17 protein-coding genes and 1 other annotated feature (1 of these 18 cut by a window edge) are annotated in these 19,106 nt (G+C 38.0%); of the genes, 14 read left to right on the top strand and 3 right to left on the bottom strand.

What is annotated here, in order from left to right:
* Window positions 1-160, top strand: a binding site (T-box leader); it begins 109 nt to the left of the window's first position.
* Between the two features lie 88 nt (window positions 161-248).
* From RHP64_RS08930 to mmuM, 5 genes are all read left to right on the top strand, one after another.
* Window positions 249-371, top strand: coding sequence for a hypothetical protein (locus RHP64_RS08930; RefSeq protein ID WP_002815820.1), 123 nt, complete (start codon window positions 249-251; stop codon window positions 369-371).
* A 20-nt stretch (window positions 372-391) separates the two neighbouring features.
* Entirely contained in the window at window positions 392-1,285 is an 894-nt protein-coding gene (locus RHP64_RS08925; RefSeq protein ID WP_002815819.1) for a methylenetetrahydrofolate reductase, read from the top strand.
* A 167-nt stretch (window positions 1,286-1,452) separates the two neighbouring features.
* Complete coding sequence (metE, locus tag RHP64_RS08920) at window positions 1,453-3,750, top strand: 5-methyltetrahydropteroyltriglutamate--homocysteine S-methyltransferase (protein ID WP_025268481.1); 2,298 nt, start codon at window positions 1,453-1,455, stop codon at window positions 3,748-3,750.
* A 113-nt stretch (window positions 3,751-3,863) separates the two neighbouring features.
* A complete protein-coding gene (locus RHP64_RS08915; RefSeq protein WP_025268480.1) occupies window positions 3,864-5,276 on the top strand; it encodes an amino acid permease in 1,413 nt (470 codons plus the stop codon).
* Window positions 5,273-6,205 carry a homocysteine S-methyltransferase gene (gene mmuM / locus RHP64_RS08910; RefSeq protein WP_061515082.1) on the top strand — a complete coding sequence of 311 codons (933 nt, stop codon included), beginning with the start codon at window positions 5,273-5,275 and terminating at the stop codon, window positions 6,203-6,205. The genes RHP64_RS08915 and mmuM overlap by 4 nt, the downstream gene beginning before the upstream one ends.
* A gap of 35 nt (window positions 6,206-6,240) precedes the next feature.
* On the opposite strand, the gene RHP64_RS08905 is transcribed toward mmuM, so the two are convergent.
* A complete protein-coding gene (locus tag RHP64_RS08905) occupies window positions 6,241-7,236 on the bottom strand; it encodes an AI-2E family transporter (RefSeq protein WP_061515081.1) in 996 nt (331 codons plus the stop codon).
* A gap of 431 nt (window positions 7,237-7,667) precedes the next feature.
* Here RHP64_RS08905 and RHP64_RS08900 point away from each other — a divergent pair, with 431 nt between their 5' ends.
* The 3 genes from RHP64_RS08900 (at window position 7,668) to RHP64_RS08890 (ending at window position 11,032) form a co-directional block, all read left to right on the top strand.
* Window positions 7,668-8,798 (top strand): PTS sugar transporter subunit IIC, encoded by a 1,131-nt coding sequence (locus RHP64_RS08900; RefSeq protein WP_011680387.1) that lies wholly within the window; start codon window positions 7,668-7,670, stop codon window positions 8,796-8,798.
* Window positions 8,799-8,927: 129 nt separating this feature from the next.
* The gene (locus RHP64_RS08895) at window positions 8,928-10,772 is read left to right on the top strand and encodes an APC family permease (protein ID WP_025268478.1); all 1,845 of its coding nucleotides are present in this window, start codon (window positions 8,928-8,930) and stop codon (window positions 10,770-10,772) included.
* 86 nt (window positions 10,773-10,858) lie between these two features.
* Window positions 10,859-11,032, top strand: a complete 174-nt coding sequence (locus tag RHP64_RS08890) for a hypothetical protein (protein WP_002815813.1) — start codon at window positions 10,859-10,861, stop codon at window positions 11,030-11,032.
* 42 nt (window positions 11,033-11,074) lie between these two features.
* On the opposite strand, the gene RHP64_RS08885 is transcribed toward RHP64_RS08890, so the two are convergent.
* Window positions 11,075-11,806 carry a type 1 glutamine amidotransferase gene (locus RHP64_RS08885; protein ID WP_150288646.1) on the bottom strand — a complete coding sequence of 244 codons (732 nt, stop codon included), beginning with the start codon at window positions 11,804-11,806 and terminating at the stop codon, window positions 11,075-11,077.
* Window positions 11,806-13,164, bottom strand: coding sequence for a Mur ligase family protein (locus tag RHP64_RS08880; protein WP_002815811.1), 1,359 nt, complete (start codon window positions 13,162-13,164; stop codon window positions 11,806-11,808). Before RHP64_RS08880 ends, RHP64_RS08885 begins: the two co-directional genes overlap by 1 nt.
* Window positions 13,165-13,411: 247 nt before the next feature.
* Here RHP64_RS08880 and RHP64_RS08875 point away from each other — a divergent pair, with 247 nt between their 5' ends.
* The 6 genes from RHP64_RS08875 to RHP64_RS08850 all read left to right on the top strand — a co-directional run bounded on the left by RHP64_RS08875 (window position 13,412) and on the right by RHP64_RS08850 (window position 19,017).
* Window positions 13,412-14,029 (top strand): non-canonical purine NTP pyrophosphatase, encoded by a 618-nt coding sequence (locus tag RHP64_RS08875; RefSeq protein ID WP_011680384.1) that lies wholly within the window; start codon window positions 13,412-13,414, stop codon window positions 14,027-14,029.
* Between the two features lie 106 nt (window positions 14,030-14,135).
* The gene (locus RHP64_RS08870; protein ID WP_014325107.1) at window positions 14,136-15,041 is read left to right on the top strand and encodes an NlpC/P60 family protein; all 906 of its coding nucleotides are present in this window, start codon (window positions 14,136-14,138) and stop codon (window positions 15,039-15,041) included.
* 214 nt (window positions 15,042-15,255) lie between these two features.
* Window positions 15,256-15,858, top strand: coding sequence for a thymidine kinase (locus RHP64_RS08865; protein ID WP_025268476.1), 603 nt, complete (start codon window positions 15,256-15,258; stop codon window positions 15,856-15,858).
* An 89-nt stretch (window positions 15,859-15,947) separates the two neighbouring features.
* Entirely contained in the window at window positions 15,948-17,018 is a 1,071-nt protein-coding gene (gene prfA, locus RHP64_RS08860) for a peptide chain release factor 1 (protein ID WP_025268475.1), read from the top strand.
* The gene (gene prmC / locus RHP64_RS08855; RefSeq protein ID WP_025268474.1) at window positions 17,015-18,007 is read left to right on the top strand and encodes a peptide chain release factor N(5)-glutamine methyltransferase; all 993 of its coding nucleotides are present in this window, start codon (window positions 17,015-17,017) and stop codon (window positions 18,005-18,007) included. Before prfA ends, prmC begins: the two co-directional genes overlap by 4 nt.
* Window positions 18,004-19,017, top strand: coding sequence for an L-threonylcarbamoyladenylate synthase (locus RHP64_RS08850; RefSeq protein WP_025268473.1), 1,014 nt, complete (start codon window positions 18,004-18,006; stop codon window positions 19,015-19,017). The genes prmC and RHP64_RS08850 overlap by 4 nt, the downstream gene beginning before the upstream one ends.
* Window positions 19,018-19,106: the final 89 nt, after the last annotated feature.

The following is a 19,106-nucleotide window of genomic DNA, read 5'->3' as shown; positions in this document are numbered from 1 at the left end:
TGAGCGTGGTATGATTTTTGAAATCAAAGCGACGTAAACTATGGCCGGGAAAGCCCGTTATAGCTGTTTTGGTTTTCTAATCCTGTATTGGAAGACTGAAGTTAAGGTGTGCAACAAAGCATACGAATAACGGGTGGTAACACGAGGAATCGTCCCGCAATCTTGAATTTTTTCGGATTGCGGGATTTTTTATGTTTTAAGAGTAGAGAGTTTGCTAAGGTGAGTTTAATTAGCAAGGAGAGAAGATTGTGCGCGTAAATAATCAAACAATTTATTATTTACACACTGATAAAATGACGACGGCAGTTTATTTAAATGGCAGTGGGGCCGTTGATGCGGTTATATTAACTCAATTTTCACTGATTTGGTAGTAAAAATTGAGAGGATATCTATGACTAGAATTACGGACATTTATAAAAAGAAGTCAGCTCCAGTGCTGTCTTTTGAAATATTTCCGCCAAAAACAGAAGATGGACTACACGCTTTGTATAAAACGTTACAAGAAGTAAATCCAAAAGAAACTGGCGTTGATTATATTAGTGTGACATACGGTGCAGGCGGCGGTAGTAATCATAAAAGGACCAAAGAGATTGCGGAATATATCGAAAGGAATTGCGGTATAACAGCTTTACACAATCTCACTGGTATTAACCAAACACCGAGTAGTTTAAAGGGAAATCTTGAAAAGATAAGCGTAGCGGGCGTTGAAAACATATTTGCACTTCGCGGTGACACACCGACAAAAGATTATGTGAATGAATATTATCCGTTTGCAAAAGATCTAATTAAAGAGATTAAAAAAGACGGACGGTTTGATATTGGTGCAGCAATTTATCCAGAAGGACATGTTGATAATCCAACGACAGGAATTAGTGTAACTGGGGTTAAAGAAAAAGTAATTAGTGGTACAGAATTTCTAATTTCTCAGCTATTTTTCGATAATGGCGTTTTCTATAACATGCAAGAGGCACTGAAGGAAAATTATATTAAGGTACCAGTTTCTGCTGGTATTTTACCTATCATTAGTCGTGCGCAAGTCGAACGTATCACTTATATGATTGGTTCATCTTTACCGGCACGCTTGGCAAAGATTGTTCATAAATATGAAGATCAACCAGAAGCCTTGCAACAGGCTGGAATTGAATATGCATTGGAGCAAATCCATGATTTGTTAGATCATGGGGTTGACGGTATTCATTTGTATGCGATGAATCAACCAAATGTTTTGAAGATAATGTTGCCAGAAATTAATAGGCACATTCAATCAAAAATATTAACGCTTTGATGCAATAAACGAAAGAAGAAGCTCATGAAAGTAACATGTCGAAAAGTCTATTACTTGCATGCTAATAAAATTCTAACGGCTGTTTTTCTTACCGGTAGTGGTTCTGTTGATCGGTTTAAATGAAGTTATTTGTCAATTACCAGCTTATTTAAAACGAGGAGAAAAACATGACAAATACAGTAAAATCATCAAACTTAGGTTATCCACGACTAGGCGAACACCGTGAGTGGAAAAAACTACTTGAATCTTATTGGCAAGGTAAAATAGGTGAAGCGCAGTTTAATGAAACTGCTAAGAAACTACGTTTAATTAATTTAAAAAAACAAATTGAATTTGGTTTGGATATTGTTCCTGTCGCGGACAATTCAAACTACGACCATGTATTAGATACGATAGCTGCTTTTAACTTAATTCCCACTCGGTTTGGTAGTTATGATCGTCCCTTAACGTTAGATGAATATTTTGCAGTGGCTCGTGGGAACAAAGACAATGTGGCTGCAGATATGACAAAGTGGTTTAATATCAATTATCACTACACGGTTCCTGAATTTGATAATACAACCCCACGTTTGTTAGAAAATCGCTGGCTAAAGTATTGGCAGGAAGCTAAAGATGAATTAGATGTCAATGGTAAGCCTGTCATTGTTGGTCCTGTGACATTGATTAAGCTTGGTAAGTTGAGAGGCGAATATGTATCTGCTTCATCTGACATTAATCAATTATTAGAACAAATTTTACCACTCTATGGACAAGTATTTAAGGAACTACAAGCAGCTGGTGTGACATGGGTCCAACTAGACGAACCCACGCTAGTCAAAGTAGCGGATGAAGCTGACGTGGAGCCATATCGCCGTGCTACTGAGTATTTGAATGAGGTGGCACCGCAATTAAACATTGAATTGCAAACGTATTTTGATTCAATTGATCCTTATCAGGCAGTCACTAAATTACCCGTCCAAGCAATCGGATTAGATTTCGTTCATGGTCACGGTGAAAATTTCGATAATATTCGCAAGTTTGGATTTCCAGAAGACAAAATATTAGCAGCAGGAATAATTGATGGGCACAACGTTTGGACGGCTAATCTGCAAGAAAAAGCTAATTTTGCTGAAGAACTACGTACGCTAGCACCAAAACTATGGTTACAGCCTTCCAATACGTTGCTTCATGTACCCATTACTAAAAAGTATGAAACTAAGGCAAGTCCTGAACTGTTTGGTGGGTTAGCATTTGCTGACGAGAAAGTGCAAGAGTTAGTTGCTTTAACTAAAAAGTTGAATGGCGATGACGTGACGGCAATATTTGAACAGAATGCCGCTGCTCTGGAGGCATTGAATAGTTCACAAGCTCGGAATAACAAAGTAGTGCAAGAAGCCATACAACATTTATCACAAGAACGGTTCGAGCGCGATTCAAAGTATGCAGAACGTTCTAAGAAGCAACAAGCCAGTTTGCACCTGCCATTGTTGCCAACAACTACAATTGGATCATTCCCGCAATCAGCCGATGTACGAGCTAAGCGTGCAGCCTGGCGTAAGGGTGAACTGTCTGATGAACAATACAATGATTTCATTGAATCAGAAACCAAGCGTTGGATACAGCTACAAGAAGATATTGATCTAGATGTTCTGGTCCATGGCGAATTTGAGCGTACGGATATGGTGGAATACTTTGGACAAAAACTGGCTGGTTTCTTTGCCACACAAAATGGCTGGGTTCAATCTTATGGCTCACGTGGTGTTCGCCCACCAGTTATTTTTGGAGATGTTGATTATGTTGAGCCCATTACTGTGAAGGAGTCAGCTTTTGCACAAGCACAAACTAATAAACCCGTGAAGGGGATGTTAACTGCGCCATTAACAATCATTAATTGGTCATTTGTGCGTGATGATATCCCACGGGCTACAGTTCAGAATCAGATTGCCTTATCTTTGCGTCAAGAAGTTATTAATTTGGAAAAGGCTGGTATTAAGATTATTCAAGTAGATGAACCAGCTTTGCGTGAAGGGCTACCATTGAAACAACGTAATTGGCAAGATTATTTGGACGAAGCAATTTATTCATTTAAAATCACCACAACCGGTGTGCGTGATGAGACGCAGATTCACACACACATGTGCTATTCAGATTTTGAGGATATTATCAGCACTATTTCTGGATTAGACGCTGATGTGATTTCCATTGAAACTTCACGTTCACATGGTGAAATTATTTCAGCTTTTGAAGATGCACATTATGATAAGCAAATTGGGTTAGGTGTTTATGACATTCATTCACCTCGTATTCCTTCAGTTGCAGAAATTGCGGACAATATCCGCCGTGGCTTGAAAGTTATTGATCATAATCAGTTCTGGGTCAATCCAGATTGCGGTTTGAAAACACGTAATGAAAAGCAAACCATTGAAGCATTGCAAAATCTGGAAGATGCGCGTAATTTAGTCTTTTCTGAGATATCTAGTAGTTAAGTGATGATTAAAAAAATCGGTAAAACAGCAATGAACTAATCTTGATGAACGCCTTATGGTTTAACAATAAAATTACATTACAGAAGCTTTTATTTATAATAAGGAAAATATTCATGACGAAGACAACATTAAAACGTGCTATGAGTGCAAGACAAATACAAATGATAGGTTTAGCCAGTGGTATTGGAACTGGGCTATTTTTATCCTCAGCTTACACAATTCATACTGCCGGAGCATTGGGTACAATTTTAGCTTATACTATCGGCGCTGCTCTAGTTTATTTGATTATGTTAAGTGTTGCTGAACTATCTATAGCTATGCCACAAACAGGCGCCTTTCACTACCATGCTCAAAAGTTAATTGGTCCAGCAACTGGATTTTTAGTGGCCATCTCATATTGGTTAACATGGACCATTGCATTGGGGTCTGAATTTACGGCTTCTGGAATAATTATGCAACGTTGGTTTCCGCATGTCCCAGTATGGGCATTTTCAGGTTTATTTATTCTTATTATTTTACTCAGTAATGTTTTCTCAGTAAAAATATTTGGTGAAAGTGAGTACTGGTTAGCAGCTATCAAAGTTGTAGCTATTATTGTTTTCTTATTTATTGGCGTGTCGATTTTAACAGGTATTGTGCACACAAATACGAAAACACCAGTCGGTTTTCAGAATATTTTTAGTCATGGTGCATTTCCTAATGGGATCGGTGCAGTATTTACAACCATGTTAGCTGTTAATTTTGCTTTTAGTGGTACAGAATTAATGGGTATCACAGCAGGGGAGGCCGTTAACCCGGAAAAAGCCATTCCAAAAGCCATAAAAGCTGTTTGGTGGCGACAAGTAGTATTCTTTATTGGCAGTATTACTATTCTAGCGGCGATTATTCCTTATGAAAAAGCTGGTCTGACGGAGAGCCCATTCGTTACGGTATTCAGTATGGTAGGAGTACCGTACGCTGCCGATATTATGAATTTTGTTATCTTGACGGGTATATTGTCTATGGCTAATTCGGGCTTATATGCATCAACTCGTATGTTGTGGTCTTTGAGTCATGAAAACTTAATCAGTCCAGTTTTTGAAAGAACCAATAGAAATGGTATTCCTGTTGCGGCGCTAATAGCAAGTTTGGCAGGTGGATTGTTGGCACTCTTTTCAAGTTTTGTAGCTGCAGGTTCGTTATATTTAATTTTAGTTTCGATTTCCGGTTTGGCTGTCGTGTTTGTCTGGATTGCTATTGCGTGGTCACATTTCAAGTACTATCGGCTTTTAAAAAAGGAAGACCGTATCAATGAACTGCGGTATCCTAAATGGGCGTACCCAGCATTACCATTAGCTGGTTTTATTGGTTCATCACTTTCTGTCATTTTAGTAATTTTTGATCCTAACCAAAGAGATGCACTAATCTGGTCAATACCATTTGTGTTGGGTGTCTATGTTTATTACTATATTCGTTTTAAATGGTGGCCGAAACACCAATTAGTTAAAACAGCAAATTCTAAAATAAGGCAGGTTGTTGATAAATGACAAAAGTAGATAATATTATTGAAAATAATATTGTAACATTAGATGGTGGTTTGGGAAGTGAATTAGAAAAAAAGCATGTTGAAGTTAATAACAACTTATGGTCAGCCTCAGCATTGATTCAGAATCCAGGAATTGTGCGTGATATTCATAAAAGTTATTTTAATGCTGGTGCGCAATTGGCGATTACTGATACTTATCAAGTACACATACCATCTCCAAACGGTGATCAATTAAGAGGGTATGAACTAATTGATTTAGCCGTTGATTTGGCCAAGGAAGCCTTAATTGATTCAAACCAAAAACATGAGAGTGGATTGATTGCAGGTTCCGTAGGACCGTATGGTGCATACTTGTCGAATGGCGCGGAATACACGGGGGACTACCAGCTTTCTCAGTCAGAATATAAAGATTTTCATCGGGAGCGTGTTAGTCGTCTAGTTAAGGATAGTGTAGATGTTTTATTATTAGAAACAATGCCTAATTTTGAAGAGGCCAAAGCAGTCGTCAACCTAATAAGTACTGAGTTTTCAAAAATACCTATTTTTTTGTCATTTTCAACGGAATTGGGAGAACATTTGTGGGATGGAACATCTTTAAAAGAAGTGATTTCTTATTTTAATCAGAATGAACAAATTCGAGCGATAGGTGTGAATTGTACGGCTCCTGAAAATATTATAAAAGCACTTCATAATATAGTACCATACACAAAAAAGAAAATAATCGTTTATCCAAACGCGGGTGACACATATGATCCAATAAGTAAGAGATGGGTTACCGATCATGGTCCGATAAACTGGTCCGAACTAGTACCCACTTGGTATGAAGCAGGTGCTTGTTTAATAGGTGGTTGTTGCCGTACTAGCCCAGATGATATTTATGAAATCAATAAGGCGGTTCAACAATTAAAGAATAGGACTGCTAATATTTAATGAACAAAAAAGATGAATCTTGCGATTCATCTTTTTTAATGATTGAATTTTTGTATTTGGAAAAAATCAAGTAAGAAAGTCAAAATGGGCAATCCAATAATTAGCCCCCAGACACCAAAAAAATGTTCCATGATAATTAAGTTTAATAAGATAATTAAAATTGGCATGTGTGTTTTCTGAGACATTAGGTGAGGATGTAGGAAGTAAGACTCGAACAGATGTATTAAAGCAACAGCAACTACAATGATGATCACGGTATCCCAATCACCAATAATAAAAGCAGTGATAGTCAAAGGTACCAATGAAATAACGACCCCAAATACAGGAATCAATCCCAACACGAAAATTAAAATAGTAAATCCTAATAAATAGGGGAAATGCAATGACAATAGCACTAAGAACATCAGTGCTGTATTGATGGTACAAATGATGAGTTGGATCTCAAACAATTTACCTAAAATAATAATAAAACGGTGGACGATAATATAAAACTCACCAAAAAATTTTTTGAATGGACTATGTAAAAAATTCATGCTCCATAAACGTAATTTTGGATAAGTCATACTAAATATAAAACTAAATAGTAAAGCTAACACTAATTGATAAATCACGTGTCCAATATGATTTAATTGTGATAAACTCTCAGAAATTAAATCTTTACTATTAAACATAGAAGTATATTGATTAACGTTTTTGTATACATCTTGCAACAGTGCATTGTCTTGCCAATTCCAATTCATGGCCAAAGTAATCATACTCTTGATTTGCTCAATTAGCGTAGCAGCACCGTGTTGGATGGCTAATGACACGACACTGATAAAAATAATGTAAACTAACGCAATTGATACAGCCCGAGATATTTTCAAAAAATGAGCTAATGGCTTAGCAACACTCATAGCTAGGTAAGAAAATATAATTGTTAATAACAGTAAAGACATAAACTGTTTTAAAGCAAAAATCAGAAGAATGATCGCTAACAAAACACCATAACGATAAGGTATTCTTTTCTGAATAGTTTCTAGTAGATTCATGTAACTTCCCCCTAAGTAATTGTATTACCTATTATATCTAAAATTAGAGGAAATGGTTTACGTTTATAAAAATAAAACATTTTCTATAAATGTGTTTTAAATTAATTTAATTAGACTATTGACATTTTACATTTGTCATGTCATAATAATTTTATTAACTAAAAGGAAAAAACTCTTATGAAAAGTTTAAGTTCAACTAACTTCACACAAGTCATTAAGATCAACGTCGTCATTATTATTTGACTTCGAGGTTGGTCTACTTTTTGATGCCAGCCTTGAAGAAAGGCTGGCGTGGAGTTGTTGAATTTTTTCGACATACTTTAGGAAGCGCTAGTTTATCTAGCGCTTCCTTTTTTCTTATAGTTTTACCATAATTGTACAAATAATTATGGGGAGAGCAATTATTGTTGATAATACAGGAGGATAAGACCATGGATGCACCATTGTCTACAACACCGGCCAAAGAAGAGGCCAAAACAGTAAGTGATATGAAAGAACAACCACGTAAAGTAAGTGAAGTTGTCTTTGATGTTTCACAAGGAATTTCAAACGCTATTTTAGCTGTCCTTGGTATGGGACTCTTAATGGCATCAATAGGAAATATCTTTCATTACACACCGCTAATCCAGGCTGGGTTGATGGGCCAAAAAATGTTGGCACCAGCTCTAGGCGTCGGTATTGCTATGATGATGCGTGCAAATATCCTGACAACAGGTGCTGCATTAATCGCTGCAACAGTTGGATCAAACGCTGTTTACTTTACATCAGCTGTTTCACCAGCAACACATACTGCTACTGGCTGGGTTGCTGATCAAGCTGCAGGTTCCCTAGTGATGACATCTGGTCAACCAGTTTCCGCTGTTCTTGCAGCGCTATTGGCCGTACTTGTTGGTAACTGGTTAACAGGTAAAACACCATTAGATATGATGTTAGTACCATTGGGTGCCGTATTAGCGGGAACTTTCTTTGGCTTAGCAACAGCGTCTGTCACGACACCATTCTTAAACTGGGTATCTGAAGAATTAGCTTCGACGATGAAGATTAATCCATTCTTAGGGGCATTCGTGGTTGCTGTTGTGTGGTTCCTATTCTTGATGACACCGGCTTCATCAGCCGCCTTGGCCATTGCGGTTATGTTAGATCCCTTATCAGGTGGTGCCGCATTAGTTGGTACAACGGCAGGATTTGTAATGTACACAGCAATGGGTTGGAAGCAAAACGATTTGGGTGCTAACCTGGCGCAAATCATCGTTACGCCCAAAGTGCAATTCCCTAATCTATTAAAAAGTCCCTTATTGTTATTTGGACCAGCATTAATTGCAGGTGTCTCAGCCATATTTGCCGTTGGAATCTTCAACTTCAAGGTCCCTTATGCAATCGCTGGGTTGGGCTTGAATGGTTTCATCGCCCCAATTGCTTTGGCAACATCAGATCCACGTGGTTTTGTCCTAATGATCGTCTTCGGAGCTGTTGTACCAACTGTTGCAGGACTAGTATTCTACTATGTCTTGAAAAAGCTTGGTAAAACCAAGAAGAACGATTTGCATCTTGATGTGGTATAAATATAACTAAAGTTTAGAAACAGACAATCAATGCAAATGTCATCGAGTCGTCACATAGACGGCTTTTTTTACTACACAAAATAGCGTAGAATATGTTGAGTAATAAATAATTGTATTGAGAGAAATGATATGTTTGAAAATATTAAGCGAACATTGATTGGGAAACCGTTGAAGACACTTGATGAGGGTGGTCAATCATTATCTAAAACCAAAGCACTGGCACTTTTATCATCTGACGCTTTGTCATCAGTAGCCTATGGTACTGAGTCAATTACAACTGCTTTATTGGCTGCCGGTGCAGTGGCGTTATGGTTACAAATTCCAATTGCATTGCTTGTTTTAGTATTATTAGCTGCTATTGTCATGAGTTATCGGCAGATTATCCATGCTTATCCGTCAGGTGGTGGCGCTTATGCAGTAGCCAGTGAGAATTGGGGCGCAAAAGCGGGGTTAATTGCTGGTGGCTCATTGCTTGTTGATTATATGTTGACTGTTGCTGTTTCCGCCTCAGCTGCTGCCGATGCGATCACAGCCGCTTTTCCGGCTACGCTACCTTTTACGGTGCCATTGTCAATTATTATTGTTTTATTGCTAACAGGTATGAATTTACGTGGGTTACGTGAAAGCGCTAATTTTTTGATGGTACCGGTTTATTTCTTCATTGTAGTGATGGTAAGTATGATTGCTTGGGGTGTGTTCCAGGCGTTGACTGGGCAATTGCCATATCATGCAGCCGCAAAAATTGGCACAAGTTTTAGTGGTTTATCGTTGGTTTTGTTCATGCGTGCATTTTCAAGCGGATCATCATCTTTGACAGGTGTTGAGGCAATTTCTAACGCTGTACCTAATTTTAAGAAACCAAAAGAAAAGCATGCGGCCGCAACATTAGCAACAATGGCTGTTATTTTGGCGACTTTCTTTGGTGGTATCACATTTTTGAGTTACTGGTTAGGTATTACGCCAAATAGTAAGTCGACCGTATTATCACAGATTGCTGCGATAACATTTGGTGGTTATCACGTTGGTTTTTATATTGTACAATTTGCAACAGCAATGATTTTAGCTGTTGCTGCCAACACCGGCTTTTCTGCCTTTCCAATGCTTGCATTAAATTTAGCTCGTGATAAATATCTCCCACATCTTTATATGGATAGGGGTGATCGGTTGGGATATTCTAATGGTATTCTATCGTTGGCCTTTGGTGCAATTGTGCTTATCATGATTTTTCATGGGTCAACAGATGCTTTGATTCCACTATATGCTGTTGGTGTCTTCGTACCGTTTACATTATCGCAATCTGGTATGATTATTCACTGGTGGCGTAATAAACCACAAAATTGGGTGGTTAAGGCGATTATCAATTTTATTGGTGCCTTTATTTCTGCCGTTTTAGTTATCACACTTTTTGCAACGAGAATTGAACATGTTTGGCCATACCTTTTCATTATGCCAATGATTTTGTTTATGTTCTTGAAAATTAAACATCATTATATGAGTATTGGTAAACAATTACGTTTACAATATCTTAAAAATGATAATGCTGAGCGTCACCATTACGACGGCGCAACAGTTATTGTTTTAGTTTCAAATATTACGAAGGTAACTATGGAGGCCGTTGATTACGCGCAATCTATTGGTGATTACGTAGTGGCTATGCATGTTAGTTTTGATGTTAACCCCAAAAAAGAGTTGAAAACATCAACCCAATTTAAATTAGATTTTCCTGATGTGCGTTATGTTGATATCCATTCTTCTTATCGATCGATTGTTAAGCCCTCTTTGAGCTTTGTGGATGCTGTAGTTAAACAAGCAAAAAAGCGCAATCATTCAGTGACAGTATTAATTCCACAATTTGTACCAAAACAACCATGGCAAAATATTTTGCATAACCAAAATTCGCTGCGCCTGCGTGCAGCGTTTGCAGCCCGTGAGGATATTTCTGTATCAACATATTATTATCATTTGTCAGAGTAAATTAAATACAACCCATCGGGTTGTGTACATATAGCAATTTGAAAGGAAAAATGCAGGTTGTATGGTAATCTGTGTTAGTTATAATAATGTCACAAGATACAAAATTAATTCTATTTTTTATTTGGGTAGTCATTGCCATGTTGATTTCAACAGTGGGTCTGGTCATGATTATGCGTTGGTATCATAGAGAAGTTACTAAGGTTAAGAAGCAACAAGCCGAAGAACATCAGAAACTAAATAATCAGGACAAAAATATTTAAAAAGCAACAACTGTTCGGACAGCTGTTGCTTTTTTATGGTTATTAAAATGTCTCTGTTTCAATCACATTTAACTTTGCTTGCCAATCAATAGTCGGATACTTTTTATTTAAGACTGTTGTTAAGACACGCTTAGCTAAATTACCGTTGCGTGTGAAAATCGGTCCATGGAAATATGAGCCGTAGACGTTGCGGTAAATAACACCTTCGGTGGTATCCATACCATTATTACCATTACCGGAAACAACAGTACCTAATGCACGTTCGCTTTCACCTAGGAAAGTACGTCCTTGGTGATTCTCAAATCCATGGTAGGTTTCACCAGTTTCGTTGTTTTTGATCACAATATTACCGGTTAATCGCTCGTCTTTTAGCGTTGTCAATTTTTCATCATGCATATTGGTGGTGTAGTGATCCATTACACCGATACCATCGACTTTTGTTCCATCAGCCATGAGCATATATTTACCTAACAATTGAAAACCACCACAGACGGCTAACAATGCACCATCATTTTCAATATAATCTTGGATTGGTTGCGCTTTAGATTTCAGATCATGGGCGACAATAGTCTCTTCATAATCTTGTCCTCCACCAAATAAGACAAAATCATATGCGGTAGCATTAAATTCATCCCCAAGAGATACCAAATGGTAATCAACGGCAACACCAATTTGCTTAGCATAATAGGTTAAGGCGATTATGTTACCATAATCACCATAGGTGTTCATTAGGTTGCCATATAAATGAGCCACAGAAATATCATAATCAGCCATTAGAAACCTCCTTTGATGTAGCCCTTAGCGCTTAATTGTTCGCGCAATTGCAGCATTGCCGTATAAGTAGCAGCAATATAAACTTTTTTAGTTGGCAGTGACTTGATAGCCGTCACGACTTCTGAGAGATCTTCATAAACGGCTTGGTCTGTAAAACCAGCCATCTTTAAACGCACGCGTAAATCTTTATAACGTTCGCCACCAGTGGCTACGGCTTGTATTTTTGTATCATGCAATTTCTCAAATTCAGCATCCCAAATCCAACTAGTATCAATGCCATCTGCGTAATTTGCATTTAACAGCGCCAAAAGAGAGAATTCATCTTTTTCGGTGAGCATCATATCGATTACTGAATTGGTGCCGACGGGGTTCTTAATCAAAACGATGATCACATCTTTACCGTCAACATCAATGGCTTCTTGACGCCCAAAAATTTGAGCATTTGATTCAAATGCCTTTTTGATTTGTTCAGGAGTCACACCAAATTCTCGTCCGACTGAGAAAGCTGCTAGGGCGTTGTAGATATTATATAAGCCACCAATTTCAATGCGCAATGGTGTGTTGTCAATGCTAAAAGTTGAGTATCGTGGTGTTAAATGATCCACACCAGTGATGCGATAATTTAACTTGGGGCGCGAAAACTTGTCTGTTGTACTAAAATATTTTCCCAAATTAGCATAAGTAATAAAATCATAGTGGAGTACAGAATTATCGGTTGGTGACAAAATACCATCAGTGTTAATTGGTGCAACATCAGGATTATAATCTGCTGGCACAACGTGATCAAAACCAAAATAGCGACGTGTGTTGGTGAAATTACCGCGAGTAAATATAGGTGAATCGCCATTGGCTAGGACAAGCGCTTCAGGTGCATTCTTAATTCCAGTAACAATTTTTTCGTAAGTTGTGTAAATTTCACCATAGCGATCCATCTGATCACGGAAAATATTGGTTAGTACAAACATTTTTGGTTGGATTGCTGCCGTGATTTTTTCAACATTGGCTTCATCAACTTCGAGTACGGCTAGTGGCTTTTTACCGTTAGGTGATTTTTTTACTTTGGTTGTCACTAAAGTTCCGGTAATACCTTGAATCATGTTTGACCCAGAAGGGTTAGTGATGACTTGATAGCCACCAGCTTGTAAGACACGAGTAATCAAGGCGGTCGTGAGTGTTTTTCCGTTGGTTCCAGTGACAATGATCAAATCAAAATCTTGTTGAATTGTTTTTAAAATGTCAGGATCAATCGAAACAGCTAGTTTACCGGGTAAACTGGTTCCACCACGATGTAAAATATTTCGTAAAAACCAGTACGAAGTTTTTGCTGTGACGCGTGCAATTGAACTTTTAACTGTCATAATATCCCCACTTTCATGATTCTAATTTTACCATGAACAAGTGCGCGGTGGGGAATTTCATACAATGTTTGCATAGATACTTGTAAAGTTTAATTTTGAAGGATGTTTTACAGTAGGGTAACAGCCTAACTAAAACATTCTTCCCTAGTCATGGTAAAATGAAAACGAGATAACAGACGGAAAATCAGCCATAATCTGCTGACTACAATAATATAGTAGCGTGGATTTATTTTGGAAAGGTGTCATAATGAAAAAAATAGTAATCGCATCTAACAATTCAGCTAAAACACGGGAGATTCAACAAGTATTTGCTGAGTTTGGCGTCCAAGTGGTCAATTATCGCTCGATAATGAGTGAAAAAACTTTTCCAGAAGAAACTACTGATGATCAATATGAAAATGCTTTAGCCAAGGCACGTTTTATTAAGCAATTTTTGCCAAAAGAATGGATTTTAGCTGATGATACAGGTGCGTATTTTGCTGCTTTCCCAGCCAGATTTGGATTAACTATTGCTCGCGAATTTAAAAGTTTGGGACTTAAATCTATCCAGGAAGAAGATGAATATTTATTAGGGTTGTATGCATCAGAGATGGATCGAAGTGCTTATTTAGAGGCTTTATTTGTCTTATTAACACCGGATGATCAAGTGAAGCGCGCAATCGGACGAGGCGGAACTAAGTTAGCTTTGGCAGAACGAGGTCAGTTTTCGGTAGGATTTGATACCTTGTTTGAAGCTGAAAATGGTCAGACTTTTGCGGAAATGCCAATCGACGTTCGCGTATCTTATTCACATCGTGGGCGTGCTGCAAAAAAGTTATTGGCACAATTAAAACCTAGTGAATTGTCAAGTTTGGTTCATAAGTAATCAGTAACTTTCTAGGATTCAAAAATTATTTAATCTTATTATAAGATCCGTTTGTTAAACTGAAGACGAAGTTTAAGCTGCTTATTTATGAAGGAAACTAAGATAAATGAAATCAAGAAAGAAAGTATCAAGATCAAAAAAGCATGCACGGCGTAAGCATTGGTGGACTGTGGCAGTACCTATTGTCATTATTAGTTTAGCCGGAACGTATGCGGTCAGAACAAACGTTATCAACCTACCGGATAATATAAAAGCATTACCACAAAAAGTGTTGAAAGCAACGCCATTGAAGAGCACATCACAAAAATTCACAACAATTAGTGGTGAAAAAGTTACTTTAAAGACGACTACCTTAGGGAAAACATTTTTGATTTCAGATACAACTAAAAAGAAATTGACTGGACTACAAACCATTGGCAAAAAAGAATACTACTTTTCACCTCAAACTGGTGAAATGGTATATGGTTTGAAAAAAATTGATGGCTATTATTATTATTTTGATAAAAATGGCGTGAATAATTCTGTCACAGCATACAAAAAAATTGCCGCGTCTGTTAAAAGTGACAATGAAACCATTGAAAAAGTTATTTCAGGTGGTATGACTTTAGTTGGCAAAAGCCCCTATTCTTATGGTGGCGGTCGTACTGATAGTTCTGTAGCTAAAAATGAATTTGATTGTTCTTCCTTCATTGCTTGGTTTTATCGAAAGGCTGGTTTGCCGTTAGTTGTGCAATCAGCAGCGTCAACAACTTTATTAGCACAAACTGGTACAGAAGTTGAATGGTCTAATATGCAGCGTGGTGATGTGCTGGTGACGCCAAATACCTATACTGAAGACCGTCTCCATGCTGCAATTTACCTTGGTAATGGTTTTATTCTGCATGATTCATCGCCCACTAATGGTGTGGCCATTAGCCGTTTAAATGAGTTGGTCAATTATAAAACGTCTAAAACACTGACATGGGCCGATTTGTTGAAGCCAGGGACGGTTCGTCGTGAAACAAGCGAATGATTTTTATCAATAATAGATTTGTCTGCTCAAGTCACATAATCGTGGCTTTTTTGTTGTCGTAAATATTGCTATAATATTACTAGTATTGTCTACATTTTCGTTTAGACAAATAATGTTGATTATAAATATTATCATTTTTATGATATACACGGACTTTTTTAAGTTAATCAAAAGGAGAATCGTGTTTTCGATTGCTCGTAAGCACAGTAAAAATATGGCACAATTATTCTTTGAATATGGCGCAATGAGTTCCGGAAAGTCTATTGAAATTCTTAAGGTTGCGCATAATTATGAATCACAAGGGCGCAAGGTGTTGCTGATGACACCAATTATGGATACAAGAGCTGGTGTTGGCGTCGTTGCTAGTCGCATCGGTCTTTCTAGAGAGGCTGTGGCAGTCCAACCAGAAGATGATCTATACCATTTGATCAAGGGCATGAAAGATGATCATTTAGCAGTAGTTTTGATTGATGAAGCACAGTTTCTCGCTGCTAAACAAGTTGATCAGCTAGCTTATGTGGTTGACCACTTGAACATTCCGGTAATGACTTTTGGGTTGAAGCAAGATGCCTTCAATCATTTATTCGAAGGATCAAAACGTTTAATAGAGCTGGCTGACAAGTTAGAGGAAATGAAAACCATTTGCTCATTTTGCGGTAAAAAAGCGACAACGCAATTGCGTATTGTTGATGGGAAGCCACAACGGGAAGGTGCGCAAGTTTTTATTGGCGGGGATGAAGCCTATATTCCTACATGTCGTCATCATTGGTTTAAGCCTGATTTAGATAAAATAACTGAGATGTTTCCGGTTAAATAATTCAATTCATCAAAAGACCTTTGGTCTTGTACATAAGAAACAAGATGTTTTGGGCTGAATACCACTAAAAACAATTATTGGAGAGTAAAATGGATCCTATATTTCAATCACTACAAACCGTTATAGATCACTATGATGAGCTCAATGAACAACTGGCTGATCCGGAAGTCATGAATAATGGTCAACATTACATGAAGCTTTCAAAGGAAGCGGGCGAAATACGTCAAACTGTTGAAGTTTACACACGCTATAAACAAGTTATTCAAGATATTCAGGATGCAGAGGAACTGCTGGTCGATGCTGAAATGGCGCCTTTGGCTAAGGAAGACCTTAGTGCCTTAAAACCTGAAAAAGAACAACTGGAAGAACAGTTAAAAATATTGATGCTACCTAAGGATCCAAATGATGATAAAAACATTATTATGGAAATACGTGGGGCAGCTGGTGGAGATGAGTCATCACTGTTTGCTGCGGACTTGTTGGATATGTATCGACGTTATGCTGAACGTCAAAATTGGTCAATGAGCATTATTGATGAAAGCACTACCGAGGTGGGGGGCTACAAAGAAGTAGCTGTCATGATTACTGGGGACAATGTTTATTCTAAACTCAAATTCGAGTCTGGTGCTCATCGTGTGCAACGCGTTCCGGCTACCGAAACGCAAGGGCGTGTCCATACATCAACAGCTACAGTGGGTGTCATGCCAGAGTTTGAAGAAATTGATTTTGAACTAAATGAATCAGATTTGGAAGAGGAATTTTTCCGTTCAGGTGGTGCTGGCGGACAAAACGTCAATAAGGTGTCAACAGCGGTTCGTTTAATTCACAAGCCAACTGGTATTATGGTTAAGATGCAAGAAGAGCGAACGCAAATTAAAAACCGTGATAAAGCACGTAAGCTGTTAGCCAGTCGTGTTTATGATTTTTATGCACAACAAAATGAATCTGAATATGCAGCACAGCGGAAATCAGCAGTTGGAACTGGTGATCGTTCGGAACGAATCAGAACCTACAACTATCCGCAAAATCGTGTAACAGATCACCGTATTGGTCTAACACTTAATAAGTTGGATCGTATTATGAACGGTGAACTTGGCGAAGTTATTGATGCGTTGGTTATTGCTGATCAAACAGCAAAGTTGGCGGAACTAAACAAATGACTGAAAAGCATTTTGAAACGCCAGATCAGTTTAAAAAATCCAAACCAGATCCAAAAGTACTTTCGAGCAAATTAAATACACCAAAATGGTTTGAATGGGACGACATCAAAAAGCCAGTTAATCCAGCCACAGTGAAAATTTCATTGCTTGAGGCTAAAAAATGGGCCATCTCAGAGCTAACCAGTGTTGGTATGCCAGCAGACGATGCTAAGGATAATATTGATTTTCTTCTCAGTGGGGCACTGAATGTTAATTATGGTATGCTGCGAGCAAATATGTCACGACAAATGCCGGCAGCTTTAGCCGCACTTTGGCCTAGTTGGGTATCAGAATTAGTTAAAAATAAGCCGCCACAATATATTTTAGGTCATGCACCATTTTATGGACGTGAATTTATGGTAGATGAACGTGTGTTGATTCCACGGCCAGAAACCGAGCAACTGGTTGAATGGATTTTGAAAGATGCTGGTAATACTAAACATCCGGTTTCTGTGTTAGATATTGGTACTGGTAGTGGGGCTATTATCGAAACATTAATGCTTGAGAATGACCGAGTAAAAGGGTTTGCGGCAGATATTTCTCAAGATGCTTTGACGGTAGCTGAAATGAATGCGCAACGTTTTAATTTATCACATCTACATTTCGTTGAAAGCGATGTTTTTAGCGCATTAAGCGGATTGATATTTGATCTTATTGTTAGTAATCCACCATATATTTCTAATAGTGATGAGAATGAGATGGATGACAGTGTGTTAACATTCGAACCGCATACAGCCTTATTTGCTGAAAACGATGGGTTAGCAATTTACAAAAAAATTGCGCGTGGATTAGATGCACATTTAACTGAACATGGCCGTGCGTATTTTGAAATTGGTTATAAGCAAGGAAAGGCAGTACAGCAATTATTACAAGCGGCATTGCCTAAAGCTAAGATAACTTTGCGACAAGATTTTTCAGGTCTTGATCGCATGATTCGAGTAGAAAAATGAAAACAAAAATTTTTGAAACCACAAAAAATGATATTGAAGAAGCTAGCCGACTTATCCAAAACGGCGAAATAGTTGCTTTTCCAACAGAAACAGTTTACGGACTGGGAGCCGATGCAACGAATGAATCAGCAATTAAAAAGGTATTTGTCGCTAAGGGACGACCTGCTGACAATCCTTTGATTATGACCGTAGCAGACGCTGCACAATTGGATGAATTTGTAACTATTTCTGACCAAGCTAGGAAATTGATGAACCATTTTTGGCCGGGTTCATTAACTATTATCCTACCTATCAAACCAGGAAAGGTGTCCATGTTGGTGACCGGTGGATTACAGACGGTTGCTTTTCGCTTACCTGCTAACGACGCGGCACGTACGTTAATTCGTGCTGCTGGTGTACCAATTGTGGGACCAAGTGCAAATACATCAGGAAAGCCATCCCCAACAACAGCACAGCATGTGTGGCATGATATGCAAAATAAAATTGCCGGAATTGTTGATGATGGACCAACACAAGTAGGTGTTGAGTCAACGGTTGTCGATATGTCAATATCGACACCGATTATTTTACGACCAGGCGCAGTGACCCAACCACAACTTGAAGAAGTCTTACAAATGAAGGTCATTGATGCAACTAGTACAGAATCTGTTGCGAGTAATGTAACACCTAAGGCACCGGGCATGAAATATCGCCACTATGCCCCAGACAAAAATGTCGTAATGTTTGACGAATTAGATGCCTTAGAATTAAAGCAAGTACTTGCACCAAATGATGTTGTAATGGCCCAAGATGATATGATTGAAAAAATGGCATTAACGAATCATCAGGCGTGGTCATTAGGAAATACCTTAGAAACGGCTACTGAACAGTTATTTGCTGGGTTACGTTTTTACGATGATGATAGTCAGATAACCACGATTTACGTTCAAAAGATGCCGCCGATTGGTATTGGTAAAGCCTTTAATAATCGTTTAGGTAAAGCAGCGGGAAATCAGGAATTTCAAAACTAAAAATAAAAGGAACTAAATCTGCTAATAGGTCTAGTTTCTTTTTTATTTTTAATTAAGACAGTTTTCTAAATAATGATCAATGATGACAC

This window comes from Leuconostoc sp. XM4, from assembly GCF_055698815.1.
Note: the sequence above shows the minus strand (reverse complement) of the source record. Positions and strands in the feature narration are given on the sequence as shown.

Coding starts and splice junctions, on each gene's coding strand:
- RHP64_RS08925 (WP_002815819.1), top strand. CDS start 392: ATGACTAGAATTACGGACATTTATAAAAAGAAGTCAGCTCCAGTGCTG.
- metE (WP_025268481.1), top strand. CDS start 1,453: ATGACAAATACAGTAAAATCATCAAACTTAGGTTATCCACGACTAGGC.
- RHP64_RS08915 (WP_025268480.1), top strand. CDS start 3,864: ATGACGAAGACAACATTAAAACGTGCTATGAGTGCAAGACAAATACAA.
- mmuM (WP_061515082.1), top strand. CDS start 5,273: ATGACAAAAGTAGATAATATTATTGAAAATAATATTGTAACATTAGAT.
- RHP64_RS08905 (WP_061515081.1), bottom strand. CDS start 7,236: ATGAATCTACTAGAAACTATTCAGAAAAGAATACCTTATCGTTATGGT.
- RHP64_RS08900 (WP_011680387.1), top strand. CDS start 7,668: ATGGATGCACCATTGTCTACAACACCGGCCAAAGAAGAGGCCAAAACA.
- RHP64_RS08895 (WP_025268478.1), top strand. CDS start 8,928: ATGTTTGAAAATATTAAGCGAACATTGATTGGGAAACCGTTGAAGACA.
- RHP64_RS08890 (WP_002815813.1), top strand. CDS start 10,859: ATGTCACAAGATACAAAATTAATTCTATTTTTTATTTGGGTAGTCATT.
- RHP64_RS08885 (WP_150288646.1), bottom strand. CDS start 11,806: ATGGCTGATTATGATATTTCTGTGGCTCATTTATATGGCAACCTAATG.
- RHP64_RS08880 (WP_002815811.1), bottom strand. CDS start 13,164: ATGACAGTTAAAAGTTCAATTGCACGCGTCACAGCAAAAACTTCGTAC.
- RHP64_RS08875 (WP_011680384.1), top strand. CDS start 13,412: ATGAAAAAAATAGTAATCGCATCTAACAATTCAGCTAAAACACGGGAG.
- RHP64_RS08870 (WP_014325107.1), top strand. CDS start 14,136: ATGAAATCAAGAAAGAAAGTATCAAGATCAAAAAAGCATGCACGGCGT.
- RHP64_RS08865 (WP_025268476.1), top strand. CDS start 15,256: ATGGCACAATTATTCTTTGAATATGGCGCAATGAGTTCCGGAAAGTCT.
- prfA (WP_025268475.1), top strand. CDS start 15,948: ATGGATCCTATATTTCAATCACTACAAACCGTTATAGATCACTATGAT.
- prmC (WP_025268474.1), top strand. CDS start 17,015: ATGACTGAAAAGCATTTTGAAACGCCAGATCAGTTTAAAAAATCCAAA.
- RHP64_RS08850 (WP_025268473.1), top strand. CDS start 18,004: ATGAAAACAAAAATTTTTGAAACCACAAAAAATGATATTGAAGAAGCT.